General features: G+C 60.8%; 19 protein-coding genes, 1 tRNA gene and 1 pseudogene. 6 read left to right on the top strand and 15 right to left on the bottom strand.

The features are described from left to right. Positions 1-32 precede the first annotated feature (32 nt). Both glgX and DMZ65_RS10045 read left to right on the top strand, forming a co-directional pair. Positions 33-2,093, top strand: a pseudogene (gene glgX, locus DMZ65_RS10050) (glycogen debranching protein GlgX); the annotation flags it as partial. Positions 2,094-2,159: 66 nt separating this feature from the next. After that, positions 2,160-3,791, top strand: a complete 1,632-nt coding sequence (locus DMZ65_RS10045; protein WP_116598878.1) for an alpha-D-glucose phosphate-specific phosphoglucomutase — start codon at positions 2,160-2,162, stop codon at positions 3,789-3,791. 151 nt (positions 3,792-3,942) lie between these two features. Here the strand turns inward: DMZ65_RS10045 and DMZ65_RS10040 are convergent, their stop codons facing one another. From DMZ65_RS10040 to DMZ65_RS10020, 5 genes are all read right to left on the bottom strand, one after another. Continuing rightward, positions 3,943-4,587 (bottom strand): DUF1523 family protein, encoded by a 645-nt coding sequence (locus DMZ65_RS10040; RefSeq protein WP_116598778.1) that lies wholly within the window; start codon positions 4,585-4,587, stop codon positions 3,943-3,945. Positions 4,588-4,601: 14 nt separating this feature from the next. Beyond that, positions 4,602-4,865 (bottom strand): hypothetical protein, encoded by a 264-nt coding sequence (locus tag DMZ65_RS10035; protein WP_116598777.1) that lies wholly within the window; start codon positions 4,863-4,865, stop codon positions 4,602-4,604. 82 nt (positions 4,866-4,947) lie between these two features. Next, a complete protein-coding gene (locus DMZ65_RS10030; RefSeq protein WP_157960594.1) occupies positions 4,948-5,742 on the bottom strand; it encodes a hypothetical protein in 795 nt (264 codons plus the stop codon). Positions 5,743-6,080: 338 nt separating this feature from the next. Next, positions 6,081-7,286, bottom strand: coding sequence for an aminopeptidase P family protein (locus tag DMZ65_RS10025; RefSeq protein ID WP_116598877.1), 1,206 nt, complete (start codon positions 7,284-7,286; stop codon positions 6,081-6,083). Positions 7,287-7,478: 192 nt separating this feature from the next. After that, positions 7,479-8,270 (bottom strand): hormone-sensitive lipase, encoded by a 792-nt coding sequence (locus DMZ65_RS10020; RefSeq protein ID WP_116598775.1) that lies wholly within the window; start codon positions 8,268-8,270, stop codon positions 7,479-7,481. A gap of 81 nt (positions 8,271-8,351) precedes the next feature. On the opposite strand from DMZ65_RS10020, the gene DMZ65_RS10015 reads away from it, so the two are divergent. After that, positions 8,352-9,827, top strand: a complete 1,476-nt coding sequence (locus DMZ65_RS10015) for an NAD-dependent succinate-semialdehyde dehydrogenase (RefSeq protein WP_116598774.1) — start codon at positions 8,352-8,354, stop codon at positions 9,825-9,827. 313 nt (positions 9,828-10,140) lie between these two features. On the opposite strand, the gene DMZ65_RS10010 is transcribed toward DMZ65_RS10015, so the two are convergent. Then, on the bottom strand, positions 10,141-11,040 hold the full coding sequence (locus DMZ65_RS10010) for a LysR family transcriptional regulator (RefSeq protein WP_198662657.1): 900 nt from the start codon (positions 11,038-11,040) through the stop codon (positions 10,141-10,143). 99 nt (positions 11,041-11,139) lie between these two features. On the opposite strand from DMZ65_RS10010, the gene DMZ65_RS10005 reads away from it, so the two are divergent. Next, a complete protein-coding gene (locus tag DMZ65_RS10005; RefSeq protein WP_116598772.1) occupies positions 11,140-12,141 on the top strand; it encodes an NAD(P)-dependent alcohol dehydrogenase in 1,002 nt (333 codons plus the stop codon). A 101-nt stretch (positions 12,142-12,242) separates the two neighbouring features. Here the strand turns inward: DMZ65_RS10005 and DMZ65_RS10000 are convergent, their stop codons facing one another. From DMZ65_RS10000 to DMZ65_RS09965, 8 genes are all read right to left on the bottom strand, one after another. Further along, positions 12,243-12,713: an Hsp20 family protein gene (locus DMZ65_RS10000; protein WP_116598876.1), complete on the bottom strand. Its 471-nt coding sequence runs from the start codon at positions 12,711-12,713 to the stop codon at positions 12,243-12,245. Between the two features lie 308 nt (positions 12,714-13,021). Beyond that, positions 13,022-13,756, bottom strand: a complete 735-nt coding sequence (locus DMZ65_RS09995) for a sirohydrochlorin chelatase (protein ID WP_116598771.1) — start codon at positions 13,754-13,756, stop codon at positions 13,022-13,024. A 186-nt stretch (positions 13,757-13,942) separates the two neighbouring features. Further along, entirely contained in the window at positions 13,943-14,554 is a 612-nt protein-coding gene (locus DMZ65_RS09990) for a 2-dehydro-3-deoxy-6-phosphogalactonate aldolase (protein WP_116598770.1), read from the bottom strand. Next, entirely contained in the window at positions 14,551-15,459 is a 909-nt protein-coding gene (locus tag DMZ65_RS09985) for a 2-dehydro-3-deoxygalactonokinase (RefSeq protein WP_116598875.1), read from the bottom strand. Before DMZ65_RS09985 ends, DMZ65_RS09990 begins: the two co-directional genes overlap by 4 nt. Before the next feature lie 216 nt (positions 15,460-15,675). Next, on the bottom strand, positions 15,676-16,917 hold the full coding sequence (locus DMZ65_RS09980; protein WP_116598769.1) for an aminopeptidase: 1,242 nt from the start codon (positions 16,915-16,917) through the stop codon (positions 15,676-15,678). Positions 16,918-16,985: 68 nt separating this feature from the next. Beyond that, positions 16,986-17,993 (bottom strand): LLM class flavin-dependent oxidoreductase, encoded by a 1,008-nt coding sequence (locus tag DMZ65_RS09975; RefSeq protein WP_116598768.1) that lies wholly within the window; start codon positions 17,991-17,993, stop codon positions 16,986-16,988. 105 nt (positions 17,994-18,098) lie between these two features. Beyond that, positions 18,099-18,854 carry a crotonase/enoyl-CoA hydratase family protein gene (locus DMZ65_RS09970; RefSeq protein ID WP_116598874.1) on the bottom strand — a complete coding sequence of 252 codons (756 nt, stop codon included), beginning with the start codon at positions 18,852-18,854 and terminating at the stop codon, positions 18,099-18,101. A gap of 147 nt (positions 18,855-19,001) precedes the next feature. Next, entirely contained in the window at positions 19,002-19,700 is a 699-nt protein-coding gene (locus DMZ65_RS09965) for a fumarylacetoacetate hydrolase family protein (protein ID WP_116598767.1), read from the bottom strand. Between the two features lie 379 nt (positions 19,701-20,079). On the opposite strand from DMZ65_RS09965, the gene DMZ65_RS09960 reads away from it, so the two are divergent. Both DMZ65_RS09960 and serB read left to right on the top strand, forming a co-directional pair. Next, a tRNA-Lys gene (locus DMZ65_RS09960) sits at positions 20,080-20,155 on the top strand. Between the two features lie 304 nt (positions 20,156-20,459). Then, complete coding sequence (gene serB / locus DMZ65_RS09955; protein WP_116598766.1) at positions 20,460-21,329, top strand: phosphoserine phosphatase SerB; 870 nt, start codon at positions 20,460-20,462, stop codon at positions 21,327-21,329. 3 nt (positions 21,330-21,332) lie between these two features. Here serB and DMZ65_RS09950 read toward each other — a convergent pair whose 3' ends face one another. Further along, positions 21,333-22,334, bottom strand: coding sequence for an asparaginase (locus DMZ65_RS09950; protein WP_116598765.1), 1,002 nt, complete (start codon positions 22,332-22,334; stop codon positions 21,333-21,335). Between the last annotated feature and the right edge of the window lie 97 nt (positions 22,335-22,431).

The following is a 22,431-nucleotide window of genomic DNA, read 5'->3' as shown; positions in this document are numbered from 1 at the left end:
GCGTCGCAATGGCTCGGGCCACGTCTCACCACATGAAATATCACATATTGACCGAAGGCCGGCCCGATCCGATGGGCGCTACGTTTGACGGCAATGGCGTCAACTTCGCGGTGTTCTCTGCCCATGCCCAAAAGCTGGAATTGTGCATCTTTTCCGAAGATGGCCGCAAAGAGCAGTTCCGCCTGCCATTCCGTCACCGCACCGGCGATGTCTGGCATTTGCATGTCGGCGGGTTGCTGCCCGGCACCAAATACGGACTGCGCGCGCACGGCCCCTACGAGCCGCATGCCGGGCACCGGTTCAACCCCAACAAACTGCTGATGGACCCCTATGCGCGGCGATTTTGGGGCAATCTGCGCTGGTCGGATGCGGTTTTGGGTTATCGCGGCGGCTCTCCCAAGGCGGATCTCAGCTATGACAGCCGCGACAGCGCCTTCGCGATGCCGAAATGCATCGTCACCGGCCCGGTGAGCGACGCGCCCGACGATCGCCCGCATATCCCAAGGGGCGAGGCCGTACACTATGAGGCGCATGTCAAAGGCATGACCGCGATGCACCCGAAGGTGGACCCCGCGCATCGCGGCAAGTTCATCGGGTTGGCGTCGGACCCGATTATCGAGCATTTGCAAAAGCTGGGTGTGACGACGATCCAGATCATGCCGTCGCAGGTTTTCGTCGACGACCGCTTTTTGGTCGAAAAGGGTCTCAAGAACTATTGGGGCTATCAGACGCTTGGATTTTTCGCGCCCTCGCAGCGATACCTTACGCAAGGACGGATCTGGGAATTTCAGGCCATGGTGCGCCGCTTTCACGCGGCGGGCATCGAGGTGTTGATGGATGTGGTCTACAACCACACCGCCGAGGGCAACGAGATGGGGCCGACCCTGTCGTTCCGTGGTCTCGATAACCGCTCCTATTACCGGCTGACCGACGATCTGCGCTATTACGTCAACGACACCGGCACCGGCAACACACTGAACACCGCGCATCCGATGGTGATGCAGATGGTTCTGGATAGCCTGCGCTACTGGGTGCAGGTGATGGGCGTGGACGGCTTTCGCTTTGATCTGGGCACGGTGCTTGGTCGGCTTGGATCGGGACATTTCGACCGCGATGCGCCGCTTTTTCAGGCAATCCGGCAGGATCCGGTGCTGCGCAACACGAAGCTGGTGCAAGAGCCTTGGGATATCGGGCTGGGCGGTTACCAGCTGGGCGCGTTCTCGCATCCGTTTCTGGAGCTCAACGACCGGTTTCGCGACGGGGTGCGGCGCTTTTGGCGCGGTGACCTGTTGCAGACCTCGGAACTGGCCAAACGCGTGCTGGGGTCTGCCGAAGAATTCGATCATTCCGGACGGGCGGCCACCAGCTCTGTCAATTTTGTCACGTCGCATGACGGGTACACGCTGGCGGATCTGGTCAGCTATATCCAGAAGCACAACCACGCCAATGGGGAAGGCAACGCTGACGGACATGACCATAACGTGTCGGACAATTTCGGTGTCGAGGGCCCGACAGGCGACCCCGGTATCAATGCGGCCCGTGCGCTGCGGCGGCGCAATTTCCTGGCGACGATGATGTTTAGTCAGGGCACGCCGATGATCCTTGCCGGCGATGAGATCGGCCATAGCAAAGGTGGCAACAACAATGCCTATGCGCAGGATAACGAAATCAGTTGGTTGAACTGGGCCGAGGGCGACACTGCGATGACAAGGTTCGTGCAGCGCCTGACAGAGCTGCGCCGGATCTATCCGGTTCTGCGTCAGACCCGGTTTCTGCACAGCCGTGAGCGTGACAGCGACCAAAAGCTGGATATCGGCTGGCACCGCGCAGATGGTAAACACCCCGAAGCCGAGGATTGGTCCGACCCCGCATGGCGGACGCTGTGTGCTGAAATCCGCGTCAGTGCGCGGTCGCCTGACGAAAGGCATCACGACACGGCGGTCTACCTGGTTTTCAACGGGGCGGATGCCACCCGCCTGACATTGCCAGAGACCGACGGATTCGGCTGGTGGCATGTGCTCGACACGTCTGCACCGGACATGACCGCGCGCAAGGTCGTCGGACATGAGACCGAGATCGCCGGATCATCGGTTCAGCTATTTGCCCATTCAGCGCCCGCAAATTACGGTGGCACCGAAGCTCATACGAGGACAAAGCCCATGCCGATCAAGACCTGTCAGATCACGCCGTTTCAGGACCAGAAACCTGGCACAAGCGGGCTGCGCAAGAAAACCCGTGCTTTCATGGCACCGGATTATCTGGAAGCGTTCGTGCAGTCGATCTTTGACGGTATCGGTGGCGTCGATGGCAAGGTGTTTGTGCTGGGTGGCGACGGGCGGTTTTTCAACCTTGAGGCCAGCCAGACCATTCTGAAGATGGCGGCGGCAAATGGCGCGGCGCGGGTGATCGTGGGGCAGGATGCGATCCTGTCCACGCCCGCCGCGTCCCATCTGATCCGGCTGAACAAGACCGATGGCGGTATCATCCTGTCGGCCAGCCACAATCCCGGCGGCGAGGATGAGGATTTCGGCGTGAAATTCAACACGCCCAATGGCGGCCCCGCGCCCGAACAGGTGACAGAGGCGATCCATGCGCGCAGTAAGGAATTGACGGAATACCGTATCCTTGATGCTGCGGATGTGGACCTTGGCACATTGGGCGACCAGACCCTCGGCGAGATGACCGTCAGCGTTGTCGATCCGGTCGCCGATTATGCGGACCTGATGGCAACCCTGTTCGATTTCACGGCCATTCGCGCGATGTTCGAAAGTGGCTTCCGCATGCGGTTCGACGCGATGCATGCCGTCACGGGCCCCTACGCCAAAGCCTTGCTGGAAGGTGCGCTGGGCGCGCCCGAAGGCACCGTCGTGAACGGGACGCCGCTGCCGGATTTCGGCGGGCATCATCCGGACCCGAACCCGTTCTGGGCCAAGGCGCTGATGGACGAGATGTTCAGCGCAGACGGTCCGGATTTCGGCGCGGCCTCGGATGGCGATGGCGACCGCAATATGGTCGTGGGCCGCAACATTTATGTCAGCCCGTCAGACAGCCTTGCCGTGCTGGCCGCCAACGCGCATCTGGCACCCGGTTATGCCAAGGGGATTGCGGGGGTCGCCCGGTCGATGCCGACCTCTGCCGCCTCTGATCGGGTCGCGGAAAAGCTGGGCATTGGCAGTTTCGAGACGCCGACCGGCTGGAAATTTTTCGGCAACCTGCTGGACGCGGGCAAGGCCACGATCTGCGGCGAGGAGAGCTTTGGCACCGGGTCCGATCATGTGCGCGAGAAAGACGGGCTTTGGGCCGTGCTGTTATGGCTGAACGTGCTGGCGGCCCGTGGCGAAAGCGTCGCTGACATCCTAAACGCGCATTGGTCGGAATACGGCCGAAACTACTATTCCCGCCATGATTACGAGGCGATCGACAGCGAGCTTGCCAATACGCTGATGGACGATCTGCGCGGCCAGCTTGCGGATCTGCCCGGACGCGAAATACAGGGCATGACCATCGCTGCGGCAGATGACTTTGCCTATACCGATCCCGTAGATGGCTCGGTCTCGACGAAGCAGGGGGTGCGGATCGTGATGGAGGATGGCTCTCGTATCGTGCTGCGTCTGTCAGGTACCGGCACCGAAGGCGCGACGATCCGGCTTTATCTTGAGAAATACGAGCCTGACACGGACAAGCACGGTATCGACCCGCAAAAGGCACTGGCCCCGATGATTGCCGCTGCCGAGGAACTGGCGGGCATCGCCAGCCGAACAGGTCGTGACGCGCCGAATGTCATCACCTGAGATACTCGCCTGCCAATGGTGTCAAGCTTAATCCCCGGACGGCGGGCCATAAGCGTCAGGCAGCGCCGCCTTGCGCGGCCTCTCATGGGGCGGCAAAGCCAGTGCCGCCCGCGGCTTCTGAGATTTCAGACAGCGGTCACGGGGCGCAGCACTACTTCTTCTTCCAACCGTCCAGCCAGCGGCGGAACCTGCCACGGCGTGCGGCCATGCGGTCGCCCGCTGCCTCAAGACTGTCGCCCATATCTTCCAGGACCGGATCAATCCGCGCCCGGCGGAACCGCCGCCATCGCACCCAGATGGCCCAGACAAGGGCGAAGAAGATCACCAGAATGACGATGTTGACCCACGGGATGATCGTCGCATCCGGCCCCTCGACGTCTTTGATGGCGACGGCGTTGGGAAAGATCGACCAATATTCGTTGCGCCAGCCGTAATGCGTGACCGATACCCAGCGCGGGGTGTCGCGTGTCGATTTGGAATCGTTCGCCTCGGTATACAGGTTCGCGGTGTCGAATTTGAAATAGGGCGGCCAGCGCCAGCTGGTATCCTCGTTGCGATAAACCACGGCCTTGCCGTTGGGACGCACGGCCTGAATGAACTGCACGTCGCGATTGACCAGAGATTCCGTCTGGTCATCTGGAACGGACCAGAAAATACGGGTCCAGTCGCCCAGATCCTGCCGTTCTTCGTAGGTGTTCACGATGCGGACAATGTCATGCTGCGGCAGCGTATAGTGAAAGAAGGCCGCGATCAGCAGCCAGAACGTACCCCAGAAAACCCACTTTACATAGACCATGCCCGGCACTCCCTTCAGTGGTTCACGACATAGAGGATCGTACCGATGATGACCACAGGAATGACATAGACCCCAAGTATCAGTTTCCGCCTGAGCGAGCTATCGTAGCTTTTCAGCCCCTGTTCGACAAATCTGTCCTTGTCGCCGGTCATGGCTGCATCGTTCCATTCCTGCTCAAGCTTCTTGCGCCGGATGGATCGGGAATAGAAGGACAGACAGATATAGATCACCGACAGGACGATAAACCCGATCCCGATAAGCCGCACCAACCCCATCATGTTCTACCTCCTGGCAGAGCCTCGAAAAGCAACCCATATCACACCTTCCGTTTCCGCGCGCGCAGGCACGAAGTCATTCCGCTCACCGGTTTGGCTTTGGTCGTTTCGTGAGGCCACAAATGATGAAACCGTCGGCCTCTACCCACCAAGAGGCGCTTGCGAAGGCGGCAATGCGGGTAGAGGTCTGCGCCCGCAGTTCCAGATTTGTCATCAATTGTTCGGCAAAACCTGCAACGGTTGCCACCAGCTGCGCATCGTCATCGGCATGGGTGGCGATGTTCCGATCCATTTCCCATAATGCCCCGTGCAAAATCATCCGAGCATTATCGGTCAGGATTTCTTCAACCTCGCCAAGCTTTGCCGAAACATCGGTTTCGTGTGGGCCAAGCAGGAAAGCGAGCGCATTGGCAAAGACGTGCCCCACGACAAGCGCTTCTGCCTGCAACAGTTCGGTGAAGTCGGACTTGCGAGCAGCGGGCAGGGAACCTTGCAGATTGGCGCGTTTCAGATCGCCCAGATCGGATGTGTCGGAAAACGCGTCTCCGATTGCCAGTGCAATCGCCAATGCGCGGCGCAGGCCGTTCATCACCGTCGCCTGCAAGGGCGAGATGATCGGATCGTCTTTATTCACGGCCTCGATCCGCGACAGCAGGTATACGTCTTCGGCGCGGGTGCCGGAACGCATCGCCAATCCCGATGCGCTTGTGCGGAACCGTCGTCGTGTGCCAAGCATCGCCGCGCGTTCCTGCACCGGGGTTTCCGTCCCTTTGGCAATCCGGGGCGTGTGGTCAATCTTCTGGAGCATCGCTGTTGCGGCAGGGTAGTGCTTGCGGATATCCGCCTCGCGCAGTTCCATCCGGCCAGATGCGAGACTCATGGCGCGCTCCTTTTCTTACCTTTCTTATCCACCGCCGAAGGCGTCAGTCAGTCAGTACCTGACCGCCGGGGTTGATCAAGAAGGTATGTGTGTTGGCAAAACCGGGCGGTCTTTGCGTTCAACTCCTCATCTAGCATGTTGAGTGGTCGTGTGAAGGCGCTGAAATACATAAGTCGATATGAAAGCAGCGCAGCCGTTTGACGCGCAGATGATCGCCACCCAAAATTGGAAAATGCCACGCAGTGAAACGCGCGGCCATATTCGATGTATTCAGGGGTTGCGATCAGGTGCCGTATCCTGGGCCTCATCGTTTTGGATACAGCACCGTGCCTCTGTGATCAGCCAACGATGTTGAAGCCGGGGCCGTAGGGATAGCCGGTAATGTTCTCGTTGCCTTCTTCCTTGATGATCAGGATGTCATGTTCGCGGTAGCCGCCGGCACCGGGTTGGCCCTCAGGGATGGTCAGCATCGGTTCCATGCTGATGACCATGCCGGGTTCGAGCACGGTATCGATGTCTTCGCGCAGTTCCAGCCCCGCTTCGCGCCCGTAGTAATGCGACAGGACGCCGAAAGAGTGGCCATAACCGAAGCTGCGATATTGCAGCAGGTCACGTTCTGCAAAGAAATCGTTGATCGCATGCGTGACCTCGGCGCAGGTGGCACCGGGTTTCAGCAGGCTCATGCCGTATTCATGCGCTGCGACGTTTGCCTCCCATATACGCAGGCTTTCGGCATCCGCTTCGCCCACGAACATGGTCCGTTCCAGCGCCGTGTAGTAGCCAGAGATCATCGGGAAGGTGTTCAGCGACAGGATGTCGCCACGCCCCAGCTTGCGGGCGGTGACGGGGTTGTGCGCGCCATCGGTGTTCAGCCCGGACTGGAACCAGACCCAGGTGTCGCGATATTCGGCATCCGGGAAGGCCCGCGCGATTTCGGCCTCCATCGCGTCGCGTCCGGCCATGGCCACGTCAATCTCGCGGGTGCCTTCGCGTACCGCATCGCGGATCGCATAGCCGCCCACATCCGCCACGCGCGCCCCTTCGCGGATCAGGGCGATTTCAGCGACGGATTTATGCATGCGCTGGCGCATGGTTGCAGGGGCGATGTTCACGGTTTTGGATGGTGCCAGAAATTCGCCAAGCGACGCGAATTGCGCCATGTTGATATGGTCGGCCTCATAGCCGATCACTTGGCCCGGCCCGGTCACGGACAGGATCGCGCGCCAGTAATTGTCGCGCTTCCAGTCGGTATAGGTGATGTTGTCGCCGTGGCAACGGCGCCAGGGCTGGCCTGCATCGATGCCGGCGCTGATTGTCACGCTTTCGGACGCCGTGACGACCAGGCCGTAGGGGCGGCCAAAGCTGCAATACAAAAAGCCCGAATAGTAGGCGATGTTGTGCATCGAGGTGAAGACGCAGGCATCGATGCCGTCGCGCGACATGATTTCGCGCAGACCGGCAAGGCGGGCGTCATATTCGGCAGGCGCAAAGGGCAGTGCTGCCTTGTCGCCATTGTGAAAGCGGGAAAATTCTGGACGTTCCATGGGGTGACCCTCCGACAATATGCTGTCCGAGCGGTCGGACGGGACACCCATCCTTACCGCGTGGGCAGCAAAGAAAGGTCCCGGCGTTCAGGACAGAAAATCAAGGGGGCGCGTGCATATCTCACGCTGGCGACGCCATCGCCATGCCTGCCACCTGATAAGGCCGCGAGGCGGCTTCTGGCAAGCAATTTCTCAATCCCCAAGCAAAGCGCGTATCATCGGGCTTTCGGGGTCTTCCAGCGCGTCGATCACATCGAAATGATGTCGGTCCGGTTCGACAGTCAAATCGGCCTGCCAAGCAGCGGCAAGCGCGGTTGCCTGTTCGACAAAAACCGGGCGTTCATCTGCACCGACCCAGACAGATACGGGCATGTTCGGGGCTGCGGCCAATAACGGGCTTTCCAGTTCTGCCTCGGCGTCGTCCAGCGCGAGTGTCTCGTTCATGCGGGTGTGCCGCAAAGGTCTGAGATCAGCCACCGGAGAGATTGGCATGATCCGGGCAATCCGCCTGGCGACGGTATCGGGCAATACGTCTGCGGCCCCCATCCGGCAAACCTGTTGTCCGCCGGCGGAATGCCCTACCAGTCGGATCGGACCCGAGATTTCACGGGCTGCAAGCGTCACGGCATGGGCGATCTGTCCGGTGATGTCTCTGATATGAACCTGCGGGCACAGATCGTACGAGGGCATCGCCACGGCCCAGCCCTGCGCACACGACCCCGCCGCCAGATGCGACCAACTGAACCGGTCAAAGCGCAGCCAGTAGCCGCCATGAACGAACACCACGAGGCCCTTGGGGGCGGCCTTGGGCAGGAAGATGTCCATTTCTTGCCGTGGTCCGTTCCCATAAGCCACGCCCAGCCGGGCGCGATGTTTTTGGGTCATTTGCTCGCGAAACGCCTCGGCTTTTTCTGCCCAGCGGGGTGGGTAGTCATCTGCCTGCGGGATGTAGGCGGCATTGGCAAAGGCGTCATTAAGATCCATATCGTTCTCCGAAAGGCAGTGCTGGACAAGAAGCCTAGCAGATGATCTGGAACTTCCATAACATTTCGAGAGGAGCGCGACATGCCGGACCAAACCACAAACCTCAAGTCCTTGCTGAAGGATCCCGGCCTGCTGGAAACGCGCGGATATGTCGGCGGGGAATGGATCGAGGGCGACAACGGAACCTTTGACGTTACCAATCCTGCCCGAGGCGATGTGATCGCACAGGTTTCCGACCTCAGCCGCGCGCAGGTGGCCGATGCGATCGCGCAAGCCGAAACCGCGCAGAACGCCTGGGCGCAGTGGACTGGTAAAGAGCGTGCCGCGGTGATGCGCAAATGGTTCGATCTGATGATGAAGCATCAGCACGATCTGGGCACCATCCTGACCGCCGAGCAGGGAAAGCCACTGGCCGAGGCCAAGGGCGAGATTGCCTATGGTGCTGCCTTCATCGAGTTTTTCGGCGAAGAGGCCAAGCGTATTTACGGCGAGATGATCCCTGGTCACCAGCGCGACAAGCGGCTGATGGTGATCAAGCAGCCGATCGGGGTGGCCGCATCGATCACGCCATGGAACTTTCCCAACGCGATGATCACGCGCAAGGCTGGGCCAGCACTGGCCGCGGGATGCGCCTTTGTTGCGCGCCCTGCGAAGGAAACCCCGCTGTCGGCCATCGCCATGGCTGTGCTTGCGGAACGTGCGGGCATCCCGGCCGGGGTATTCTCTGTCGTGACGTCGTCCAGTTCTTCGGAAATCGGCAAGGAATTCTGCGAAAATCCCGGCATCCGCAAGCTGACGTTCACCGGATCGACCGAAGTGGGGCGCATCCTGCTGAAGCAGGCTGCCGATCAGGTCATGAAATGCTCGATGGAGCTGGGCGGCAATGCGCCATTCATCGTGTTTGACGATGCCGATCTGGACGCCGCCGTCGAAGGCGCGATCATGTGCAAGTTCCGCAACAATGGACAGACCTGTGTCTGTGCCAACCGGATCTATGTGCAGGACGGGGTCTATGACGCCTTTGCCGAAAAACTGCGCATGCGGGTCGCCGCGATGAAGGTGGGCGACGGGCTGGAAGAGGGCACCGATCTGGGGCCGCTGATCAATGCAGGTGCGCTCGACAAGGTTCAGGAACATATTGCAGACGCCAAGGCCAAGGGTGCCGAGGTCATCCTGGGCGGTGAGGCAGATGGGATGAAGGGCAACTTCTTTGGCCCGACCATCGTGACGGGGGCAACGCGCGAGATGGCGTTTGCCACCGAAGAGACGTTTGGACCGCTGGCACCCCTTTTCCGGTTTACCGATGAAGACGAGGTGATCGCCATGGCCAATGATACGATCTTCGGGCTGGCGTCGTATTTCTACGCCAAGGATCTAAGCCGGGTCTACAAGGTGGCCGAAGCGCTGGAATATGGCATTGTCGGCGTGAACACGGGCATCATCTCGACCGAGCTGGCACCGTTCGGCGGGGTCAAGCAGTCCGGTTTGGGTCGCGAGGGCAGCCATCACGGTATCGAGGACTACCTTGAGATGAAATATGTCTGCCTGGCGGTCTGATCGGGTTTGATTTGACGGAGGCGCGCATGCTGCGCGCCGCAGGATATCTCGGTTTTACCGGTTTCCAGAAAAACCTCGGGCACCCTGGTCAGGCAGGACCAGGGTGCCGCTGCGCCTGTGACAATACACTCGCAAACCCGGCAGCGGTTTCGATACTTGGACATTGGGCGTTGGAAGCAATCCTGCCGATGCATCCTACCGTTCGTGAAGCGAATGAATGGGCGTGGCGAGCATTGTGCCAAACCGGTGGGCATCGTTGGGCCGGTGCTGCGGTGTTGGCGCATCTGCATGACGGCACGTCGCGGCGGGAGGTTCATTCACCCAAAAGTGCGGGCAGTTCTGCGGTCAGCAAATCATAGACCAAGCGTACGCGGCGGCTGGTTTGCAATTCGCGGTGCGCGACAAGCCAGATCGGAAAACGGATCGGTTCTGCCTCTGGCAAGACGCGGGCAAGGCCGGGGTCGCGATCGCCCAGATGACAGGGGCCGATGCCAATGCCCAGCCCGTGCCGCGCCATTTGCCAATGCACGAGATGGTTTTCGGTTTGTATCGGAAAGTTGCGGCGCGCCAGATCGAAACCTTGCGCATTCAGGCCCTCAATCAGCTGGTCGAGATTCTCCAGCCCGATGAAATCGGCATCTTTAAGGTCTTCGGGGCTTTGCGGATGGCCAAGGCTTTTCAGATAGCCGGGGGTGGCATAAAGCGCCGCGCGATCCTCTGCCACCAGTTTGCCGATCAGGTCAGGCTGCGTCGGGCGGGTGTTGCGAATGGCGATGTCCGCCTCGCGCCGCCTGAGATCCCGGACCGTGTTGCTTGCCACGACCTCAACCTCGACCCCCGGTGCCATGTCGCGCAACCGAGCAAGGATTGGCGGCAACAGATAGGCAGAGTAAATTTCGGACGCTGTGATGGTGATCTGACCCTCTACCGTCAGGGACTGGCCGGTTGCGGCCAGCGACACGCGGCTTGCGGCATTGCCCATGGCCCGGACATGTTCCACAAGGTCAAGCCCGGCAGTTGTCAGTTCCAGCCCGCGCGGCACGCGTTCGAACAGAGTAACGCCCAGTTCTTCCTCAAGCGCAGTCACCTGACGGCCAAGGGTGGGCTGCGCGACGCCAAGCGCACGCGCGGCTGCCGATAAAGAGCCTTCTTCGGCTGTGACAAGAAAAGCGCGCGCGCGATTCCAGTCGAAGTTTACATTCCGCCAATCCATGCAATCATGCATAGCATCCCTGCTTTTCTGGTCAATTTACGCGGTTCTTTCGTACAGCTAGCTACATACCCAAGCGATGATTAACCTTAGGTGAATATTATGAAAGCAATTGTCCAAGATCATTACGGGCCGCCAGAGGTTCTGAAGATGGAAGAGGTGCCACAACCTGTGCCGCGCGCGAACGAGTTGCTGGTCAGGGTGACAGCCAGCAGCGTCACCACGGCCGATTGGCGGATGCGTGCTGCTGAATTTCCGGGAGTCCTGGCGGTGCCGGGCCGCTTGATGTTCGGGCTGTTTCGTCCGCGCAACAAGATCCTTGGCGGCGTTTTCGCTGGAAAGGTGGTCGGAGCCGGGCAAAACGTTGACGGGTTCGCGCCGGGCGACCGGGTTTTCGGGGTGTCCGGCAAGGGCGCGCACGCAGAATATCTGACCATTGCGCAGGATGGGGCGGTCGTCCACACGCCTGACACCGTCACCGATGAAGAGGCCGCAGCCACTCCGTTCGGTGCTTTGTCAGCGTTGGTATTCCTGCGCGATTTTGCCAGGATCACGCCGGGCCAGTCCGTGCTGATTGTCGGTGCTTCGGGCGGTGTGGGCAGTTATGCAGTGCAGATTGCCAAACGGATGGGCGCGCGCGTGACCGGTGTCGCCAGTGCAGCAAACCATCTCTTGCTGCGTAACCTCGGTGCCGATGAAATGATTGATTACCGCGCCGAGGATTTCACCGATGTGGCCAATCGCTACGATGTCGTGTTCGACACTGTAGGCGCGACAGATTTCATGGGTATTCGTGGCGCGTTGAAGCCCAAAGGCCAGTTCATCCCGCTGAACTTTGGCATGGCAGAGATGTGGCAGGCGCTTTGGGCGAGGTTTCACGGAGGACGGCGCATCCGGATCGGCGTTAGCGGCGATCGTCGTGAAGACATGCAACTGCTGGCGGGTTGGCTGTCGGCGGGCGATCTGCGCGCCGTCGTCGATACCGTCTATCCCATGACTGATTTTGCCGAGGCACACAGAGCCGTCGAAACGCGCCATCGCAAAGGCACGGTTGTTCTGCGCATGTCCAGCGCAGAAGCGAAATCTGCCGCGCCCGCCGCATGATGGACAAAACGAAAAGGCCCGACGCGTCACGGGGTGCGTCGGGCCTTCGATAAGCATATGCGTAGACGGGCAGGGCTGGCCCTGTCCGCTTTAGCGCAAGGTCAGTTCACCGATTGGGCGTCCACGACGTCCTTGTCGATCGCCTTGCTCTGACGGGAAATCTCGATCCGTCGCGGTTTCAGCGCTTCGGGGATTTCGCGCTGCAAATCGATATGCAACATACCGTCGGCATGGCTGGCCCCAATGACCCGGACGTGATCGGCAAGCGCAAAACGGCGCTCGAACGCGCGGGTGGCGATGCCTCGGTGCAGGTAGCTGTGCGCAGTCTCATCGTCGGCCTTGCGGGCGGACACGACAAGCGCCTGTTCCTTTACCTCGACCGACAGATCGGCGTCACTAAAGCCGGCAACCGCGATTGAGATGCGGTAGGTGTCATCTGCGGTTTTTTCGATGTTATAGGGTGGGTAGCTGGGCTGGCTGACATCATTGGTCAGAACACGGTCCATAAGGTCGGCAATCTGATCGAATCCGACAGTTGCACGATACAGCGGTGCAAGATCAAAGCTTCGCATGGTCATCCTCCATTGAGCGATACCTATAGCGGCCTTCCAAGTGCGGACAGGCCGTGAGTTATGCCGGAACCTGATCATCAGCGTTCCGACACTGAAAGAATTGGGTGGGGCAATCGGTGATTTCAAGCCCCGGGTCCGCAGATTTTCATAGCGGTCCGGTCGCCTTGCATGCAGGATGTGAGGCACTGACAGTCCGCCACCAGGCACGGCGTGCCGGGGCAGGGAAAACACGTTTCAAGACTAAATCTCGTTGCCCACCAACTGAGAGCAGCAAAGACGCTTGAATTGCGCTGGTCACGCCTGCCCGCTCAGGATGGTCGGCCCGCTGGCAAGGATGCATGCGCTGCCAGAAGGCTGTTTGCGATCAGTCCGGGTGTTTCGGGCCATTCGATCATCGGTGGCAATACTGGGCCACGAAATCTGGCGACTTCGAACGCTTCGGGCAAGTCGACCTCGACATGGCCGGAGCGGAGCGCAAAATGGGCAAGGCAGATACTTTGTGCGCCAAGGCCGCGGGCCGCGTCCGCGAGAAACGGCGGCTCTTCGACATAGCCTGTCGCGACGCTGAGAAAACCGCATCGCGCCATCATTTCCTTAGCGAAGCGTTGTGCGCTGTTGCGGCTGGTTTTGGAAACCGCGCTGCCATGGGCTGCGATCAGCAGATCGGTTTCCGCGACCTCCCAACCCAGCGCCCGAAGCCGATCACGCAAGACAGTCTCGGCAACGTCTTCCAACGCCGGGTCCACGCCGAAGGGCGGCAGCATGGTCAGGCCCAGATCTGCGGATTTTTGGGCCAGCACATTGCGCGTGAAATAGCCTTCGGCCATGAAAAACGGATAAATCATCGGCGTGCCGAGTCGCGCGCATTCCTCTTCGAGCCGTCCTTTGCAGGCAAGCGTCGCGCTGGAAACCTGCCAGCCGGGCAAATGCGCTGCGGCGCGCGCGGCCAGATCCGCCAGCGCGCGTTCCTGTCCGTCCGGATCAGAGGGGCTTCCATGCGCCACGATCAGCGCAGTGGGGCCGGATGAAGCAGAAGAGGGCATCGGTGAAGCTGTTCCTGTTTCAGATCCTGGGCATCCGCAAGGGAATGCTTTGAGAAACAAATATCGCAGCGATCCGGCGGGTAGTCCATAATTCCAATCTGCGCTTGCCGTCCCGCAGTTCCCCGGCGGCAGAATTCGAGCTGCCAAGGTCGCCCCCATGCAGTGTCACGGATTGTCAGGGCCGGTTCACCTGCCTGATGCATTGCGATCATAGGCCGCCACGATGGCCCGCGCCCGCTCTGCGACATCGCTGGCGGAAAATCCGGGTTTGTAGATGCCGGTTCCAAGACCAAAGCCGGTTACACCGACGGCGAACCAATCCGAAAAATTATCCGGGCCCACGCCGCCGACCGCATAGGTTTTTGTGCCCTGCGGCAGAACCGCCGATATTGCCGCCAGCCCCTTGGTGCCGATCAGGAAGGCCGGGAAGAACTTCAGCCCGTCCGCGCCGTGGCGCAACGCGGTGAAACACTCGGTCGGCGTGGCGACCCCCGGATAGGACAGGATGTCCAGCGCCTTGGTCCGGTCAATCACCGCCGGGTTGCAATCGGGGGAGACGATGATCGTGCCGCCTGCCTCGTGAACGGATGTGACCTGCTCTGGCGTCAAGACGGTGCCCGCGCCCACTGTGGCTTGTCCCTCCAGCCCCGTCGCAAGACGTTCGATCGACGTCAGTGGGTCCGGCGAGTTCAAAGGCACTTCGATGCGGTCAATCCCGGCATCGACAAGCGCGCGGCCGATCTCCAGCACCTCGTCTGGCTGTACCCCGCGCAGGATGGCAATGATTTCTCGGCTCATGTTCTGCTCTCCATCTGTGCGCGGGCGGCGCGGATGCCTGCAAGCGACAGGTCGCCGCCGTCCATAAACCGCGCAGAGACGCCTTGTTCTGCCAAGGCCGTGACGTAAAGATCGCTCAGCGCGGGCGCGCCGACAATCACCACCTCACGTCCCAGCCAATAAGGTTTGGTGCCCGCCAGTTCGAGGCCAAGCAGCAGGCCGGACAGGCGCGCCCGCGATACATCCACACCCGTTCCGTTCAACAAGGAGTCTGCGCGCAGGCCGAAAAGCCACGCGCTGAAGTTCTGTGGCGATGACATGGCATCGCTGACCGCAGCGCGAAAGCTCTGTGCGTCCCAGCCGTCGCCCGTCACGGCGAACCGCAGCACAGATTGCCGCGACAACAGCGCAAAGATCTCTCCGGTCATGCAAGTGCGAAAGCTGACAATCTCGCCCGCGCTGATATGCACCCATTTGGTATGCGTACCGGGCAGGCAGAGGATGCCGTCGAAGCCCGGCTCTGCCGCAAGAAATCCGCCGATCTGGGTTTCTTCGCCGCGCATCACATCCGCTGGGGCGGACTGTTTGACGCCGGGCAGGATGGACAGGTCCAGCCGTGGGTCCGCAGCGGTTGCCGATACGGCGTCTGCAAGACCCGGCGGCGGGCAGGGGCATGTGGCATAGGGTGCCTCCACCCAGCCTTGCCGCGCGCCGACCATGCCGCAGGCGATCACCGGCACTGTGCCAGCCTCGGGAAGATATTGACCGACCAGTTCGATCAGCGCCGGTTCAAACCCGGCCGGATCAAGCGATCCCATGCCCTTGTCGCTGGACGCCGTGGCGACCACCTCGTTTCTTTCGTCAAAGATCCAGGCCCGCACGTTGGAGGTGCCCCAATCGACGGCGATCCAGTCTGCCTGCGTCATCGTCTGTATCGTCCTTTGTTCTGCCGTCACGTCGCAAATCGCACGGGGCAGACCGCGCGAACCTATCAAGGCTTCACCACCGGTCAAGAGCGTTGCGGCTGCAAGTGCCGACCGCCCCCCCCGACGTTGAAGAAAAGGTGCCAGCGCCGACTCTACGCCCCGTTTTTGTCTAAAATGCGGTCCGGCAAAGCGGTTTTCTGCGGACGTCCCGTCGGATCACTGCGCCCATTCGCCTTGGCGGAACACCGGCACGGTGGTGCCATCGGGCAAGATGCCGTCAATATCCGTCTCTGCCCCGCCGATCATCCAATCGACATGGATCATGCTGGAATTGCCGCCCTGCGCGGTGATCTGCTCTTCCGAAAGCTCTGCCCCGTTCAGGAAGCATTTGGAATAGCACTGCCCAAGCGCGATGTGGCAGGCGGCGTTTTCGTCAAATAGCGTGTTGTAGAACAGCAGGCCTGATTGCGAAATCGGAGAGCTATGCGGCACCAGCGCCACTTCGCCCAGGCGTCTTGCACCCTCGTCGCTGTCCAGCAGCTTGTGCAGTACGGCCTCTCCTCGGGATGCCTTGGCCTCGACGATCCGGCCCCCTTCAAAGCGGACTTCGATATCCTCGATCAGGCTGCCCTGATGCGCCAGCGGTTTCGTGGCGCGGACATGGCCTTCGGTGCGGGCGGCGTGGGGCGTGGTAAAGACTTCCTCGGTCGGGATATTGGGGTTGCAGATGATCCCGTTGTTGGATTCGGATGCCCCGCCATGCCATTCGTGACCATCGGCCAGACCGACAGTCAGATCTGCACCCGGACTGTTGAAATGCAGCGCATCAAAACGCTGGCTGTTCAGCCATTCGGTACGCGCCCGCAAGGTGGCGTTATGGTCCGCCCATGCCGCCACGGGGTCGTCATTCGTCACGCGCGACGCCGCAAAGATCGCGTCAGCCAGTTTGGCCACCGCCTCATCCTCGGGCAAGTCGGGAAACACACGCCGCGCCCATCCGGCAGAGGGGTAGCTGGCGATCGACCAGTTGATGTCAAAATTGGATATCTTGCTGAGCGCGGGTTTGTAGGCGATGGAATTGGCCTTGCCCGCACGGGATACCTTTTCGGGATCCTCGTCCGCCAGCATCATCGGATCATCGGCAGAGATGGCCATGCGCGCCGCGCCGCTGTCATAGGCGGCCGCCATGCCTTCATACAGCCAGCCGGGGGCGCGATCAAAGCTGTCGTCAGTGGCGTTTTGATAGCGTGCCAGCATAACCTCGGCATCGGACAGGATCGGCGTGACCAGCCCGGCACCCGCGCGATACGCAGCCGCAGCGACCCGGCGCACCAGTGGCAGCGCGTCCACGGGGGCCGTCAGCACAAGGTCCTGCCCCGGTTGCAGGTTCAGCCCGGTGCGGACGGCAACCTCTGCCAGACGGTCGAGCAGTTGCGGATCAATGGGGGACTTGGTCATAGGGATCTCCTTGCGCGGTTGCGCGCAGATTCTGTCAGGGGATGCGGAAGGTCAAGCGGATGACAGGCTCACGCCGCCGCAGGGGTGACGCGCAGGCCTTTCAGCACATCTGCCGCGATTTCGAAGGACCGTATGCGCGCGGCGGGATCGTGGATCATGCCCGTGACCATCAGCTCGTCGGGTTGATGCGCCTCGATGATTGCTGAAAGCTGCCGCGTGACCGTCTCCTTCGAACCGGTGGCGGACACAGACAGCGCGTGACCGACCTGCGCCATGATCGCAGGCGGTATCTCTTGCGTGACATCCGTCACTGGGCGGGGCAGCTTGCCGGGGCGGCCGGTGCGCAGACGGGCAAAGGCCAGCATCTGCGAGGATTTCAGAAAGGCCGCCTCCTCGTCCGTATTGGCGGCGCAGACTCCTGCGGCGACCATGACATGCGGGCGGTCAAGGTGAGCTGAGGGCCGGAACGTGGCACGATAGGTGGCCAGCGCCTCTTCCAACATCGCGGGTGCGAAATGCGAAGCGAACGCGTAGGGCAGGCCCAGATAGGCCGCCAGTTGCGCACCATACAGGCTGGACCCGAGGATCCAGACCGGCACATGCGTGCCTTCGCCGGGGATGGCCTTGACCGGTGCGCCCTCTGCCGGATCGGCGAAATAGCCCAGTAGTTCCTGCACATCCTGCGGAAAGCTGTCCTCTGGTGCCATGTGGCGGCGCAGGGCGCGGGCGGTTGCCATGTCGGTGCCCGGCGCGCGGCCAAGACCAAGGTCGATCCGTCCGGGGTAAAGCGTGGCCAGCGTTCCGAATTGTTCGGCAACGACCAACGGCGCATGGTTGGGCAGCATGATGCCGCCCGCACCCACCCGCATGGTTTTCGTCGCGGCGGCAACATGGCCAATGACAAGCGAGGTCGCGGCGCTGGCGATGCCGGGCATGTTGTGATGTTCCGCCAGCCAATAACGATGATAGCCCGCGCGTTCCGCGGCGCGCGCCAAATCGACGGTATTGGCAAGGGCATCGGCTGCGGCGCCACCTTCGGGAATCGGCGACAGGTCGAGAAGGGAAAATTGCTGCATGAGAACCTCCGGTTGTCGCTTAGGTAGGGGGTGCAGAGGCCCCGGCCAAGACCGGGGCGGGTAATTCTCTGCCACAACGGATGACCTGGGGGTCAGGCTTGGCGTTCAGCGAAACTTTGGCGCGCGTTTGTCCAGAAAGGCGCGAAGCCCTTCGGCGGCGTCAGGCGTGGTCACCGACAGCGCGGCGCAGAGGCTTTCGGCGAAAAGCCCATCGGTCTTGGACATATCGTCGATCCGCGAGATCGCATTGATCATCAGGTAATTGGACATCGGCGCGTTGCGCGCGATCTTGCCCGCCAATTCGCGCGCCAGTTCCATCGCTTCGCCTTCGCCCACGCTGTAATGACACAGGCCAAGCGCCAGACCTTCATCGGCGGAATATTTGCGCCCGGTCAACATCATCTCTGTCATGCGATCCGCCCCGAGTATCCGGCCCACGCGAACGGTGGCACCGCCGCCCACAAAGATGCCGCGACGGCCTTCTGGCAGTTGGAACATGGTCGATGGTTCGGCAATACGCACATGCGTGGCGGCCGCGATCTCAAGCCCGCCGCCGATGACGGCACCGTACATCGCCGAAACGACTGGTAAACGGCCAAACTGGATCTTGTCCATCACACTGTGCCAGTGCCGTGAATGATAAAGCGTGTCTTCGCCACTACGCGCAGTGTGTTCCTCCAGATCGAGACCAGAGCAGAAATGCCCCCCGGTCCCGGTCAGGATCGCCACCTTTGCCTGCTCCGGCGGGTTGGAAAAGAAGGCGTCTATCTCGTTCACCAACTGATCGCACATGGCGTTGCGTTTGCCGGGGCGATCTATCGTCAGCGTTGCGACATTGCCCTCCAGCGCTATTTTCAGCATGTCGTCGGCCAAGCAACCCTCCTGCGTCGTCGGACATCGTTCCCCGGCGGGCCGAGGTTTTTTGGATCATAGCGATTTCTGAATAAACATCAAAGCGCTAGAGGACGTTGGGACAGGCGGCGGTTGGGGTATGCCCCGCTGTGATGGTCATTCAGGTTCGCTCAGCGTCAGCGCAATTGGCTCCAGCCCGTCTATGCCGCCGGTGATGCGGTCGCCCGCAACCACCGGCCCTACGCCCGCCGGTGTTCCTGTCAGAATGACATCCCCAGCACGCAGATGATAATAGGTGGACAGGTGCGCGACGATTTCGTCAACGGACCAGACCATCTCGGCGAGGGTGGCGTCCTGACGCGTCTCGCCGTTCACTTCCAGATGAATGCGCTGCGGACCCAATGCACCCAGATCTTCTGCCTGACTGAGCGCCGCGAAGACCGCGCCGTTTTCCACGTCCTTGCCCAGATCCCAGGGGCGGCGGTGGTCCTTGCCCACCTGTTGCAAATCGCGCCGCGTCATGTCGAGCGCGCAGCCGTAGCCAAAGATTGTGCGGGCAGCCTCGTCGCGGCTTGCTCGGAATGCCGGTGCGCCGATCGCAATTGCCAGTTCCATTTCGTAGTGAAAATCCTTCGTGCCCGGCGGATAGGGCACGGTACTTCCACTGGCCACATAGGCCGAAGGGGTTTTGGTGAAGTACCACGGAGCGTCGCGGTCAACCTCGTTGCCCATTTCGGCCGCGTGGGCGGCATAGTTGCGACCGACACAAAAGATCCGGTGAATCGGAAAACGCGCGGACATCCCGGTTACAGGGATCGCGTTTACCTTTGGGGCGTCAAAAAGATAGCCGGTCATTGTGTCGTGTCCTCGTGTCTGGTGAAAGGCATCGGAAGCGCCGTCAGAGGTTTGCGTCCATGAAATCGCACCTTTCCGCGCAAGGAGCAAGAACAGCGGACATCGGGGCGGCGGTAAGATGGCCCATGCCGCTTTAATGGACGCGTGACTGGAGAACCCGAAATATTCGTCCTGTATGTGCCTGGATAAGTCGCGGCACCGCTAGCAAGGGCTTGCTTCATCGGATCTGCGTGAATGATGTTGCTTTCAGATGAAGTCTTGTCACGAGCGCGGCCTGCTGGTCCGTCGTCGTTCGGGACAACTTATTTACCTTTCGAATGGAAAAGAGGATTTTCGGGGTTGACGGTCCCCATCTCTCTTTCTAGATACGCCGCCTAGTGGGCCGTTAGCTCAGTTGGTAGAGCAACTGACTTTTAATCAGTAGGTCGATGGTTCGAACCCATCACGGCTCACCACTTTAATGCTTATGTGCGTAGTCACGACAGAGGCCCCTTTCCGTCAGGGCGATTTCCCTTTGCGTCAAGTTTGGGTTCCTTTTTGCCGGGTTTCGGGTTCAAGCACCCGTTGACCGGATTGCGGTAACTGCGATGAAAAGAACCCAGTCCCGACGCGGAGCCAGACGTTATGCGTCAAGATAACGGCTTCATTGCCTGCGCCCGCGTGACGGAGGCTGAAATTCAGAAGTCGGATCAGGCTCGGGGCTGGAGGTTTTTGCCAGCACATGGTTAAGCAGGTGCAGCAGTTAAAGCGGAGCCGACCATGCATATAGCAGTTTTGATCGCGCGTCAGGGTGGCTTGGACCCGGCATTGGCAGAAGCGTTGCGCAATGCCTGGGGCGGATGGGATGTCAACTGGCTCGCGCCAGACGAGGCGGCGGAATTTGCGTTGGAACATGTTCCGGGCAACCTTTGGCAGGTCTGGGAAGATCTTCAGCAGCAGGGTGTCGATCTGGTGATTCTACCCGCAGAAGGCCGACGCAAGAAAATGCTGCTTGCTGATATGGACTCGACTATGATCCAGCAGGAATGCATCGACGAACTGGCCGAAGAGGCTGGCGTGGGGAACCATGTCAAGGACATCACCGCACGCGCGATGAACGGCGAACTGGATTTCGAAGGCGCGCTGACCGAACGGGTGGCGCTGCTTGAAGGGCTGGATGTCGCGGTGATCGACAAGGTGTTGGACGCGCGCATCACGCTGATGCCCGGCGGCGCGCAACTGGTCGCGACGATGAAGGCGCAGGGCGGCTATGCGGCGCTGGTCTCTGGCGGATTTACCGCTTTCACCGCGCGGGTCGCATCCCTATTGGGGTTCGACGAAAATCGCGCGAATACGTTGATTGTCGCTGATGGGAAGCTGAGCGGCGACGTTGGGCGGCCCATTCTGGGACGTGAAGCCAAGATCGAGGCGCTGGAACAAATCTCTGCAAGGCTGGGGATTACAGAGGCGGATGTGATCGCGGTGGGTGACGGGGCCAACGATCTCGGCATGTTGGGGCGCGCCGGGATCGGTGTGGCGTTGCATGCCAAGCCAAGCGTGCAGGCGCAGTGTAATCTCCGTATCAATCACGGCGATCTGACAGCGCTTCTTTACCTGCAAGGCTATACAAAGTCGGAATTCGTGTCGTAGATTTCAGGCCGGAAAAAGCGTGTGCGGAGGGCGGATAAAGCCGACCTCCAGCCCGCGCCGGTTCAGCAATGTCGGTGTCATGAAGCTCACGACATCCGGATGGTCCGCATCCAGAACGTCCATCTGAACCAATGTCGCGGCGATGGCGCATTCGGCAGCGCGGGTGGCACCGTCAGCCGCCTTGACGGCGATGCCCATGCCGCGGCCCGGCAGAATGGCGATGAAAACGCCCTCGGCCCCGGTCTTGGCCACCAGCGGCTCTTTCGCGGCCCGCATCAGCAGAGTGCAGGCGCGGCCCTTTCCCGCAACATGTTCCGGCCAGGCCCGCATGGCGGCGGCCAGACGGGCAGCGGCGCGGCTTAGCGGGTCGTTCCGGCTGTGGGCTGTGGCGAAAAACGCCATTGAACGGGCAAGCGCATGCATTGACGTCGCGAAATTCGGTGCCGAGCAGCCGTCAATGCCAAAGCCCGGCGAGGTCATGCCGGTGACCTCTTCAAATGCGTCGCGGCAGGCCGTCTGCACGGGATGATCCGGGTCGACATAGTCAGCGCCTGCACCAAGATGCTGCGACAGCGTCAGAAACCCCGCATGTTTGCCCGAGCAATTGTTATGTACCTGACAAGGTTTCTGGCCGTCGCGAATCATCTCAAAGCGCAGGGCCTTGTCGCGGCTTGGCTCGGTCCCGCAGCGAAGGTCGTCATCGCCAAGACCAAGATCCGCAAGCCAGCGTTTGACCTCTGCCACATGCAGCGGCGCGCCGGAATGCGAGGCGCAGGCCAGCGCCAGCCGCGTTTCGCTTAAACCCTGCGCATCGGCGGCACCGGAAGTCACCAAGGGCAGCGCCTGGATCATCTTGCACGAACTGCGCGGAAAAATCACGGCCTCGGGGTCGCCAATCGCCTGAACCACCTGACCGGAGCCATCGCATACCACGATGTGCCCCAGATGCTGGCTTTCCAGCAAGGGGCCGCGCCAGGCTTCGCAGATTGGTTGAGGTTGGGTCATAAGCGGGCCTTTGCAGTCTGGGCGCGGTCACGGCGAATTTATGCCACCGGGGTCTTTCGTCCGTATCGCGATTCAGGCTAGAATGCTTTTGTCGAGA

Origin of the sequence: Primorskyibacter marinus (genome assembly GCF_003313245.1) — a bacterium.
GTDB classification, from domain to species: domain Bacteria; phylum Pseudomonadota; class Alphaproteobacteria; order Rhodobacterales; family Rhodobacteraceae; genus Primorskyibacter; species Primorskyibacter marinus.
This window is presented reverse-complemented; position numbering and strand designations above follow the sequence as displayed.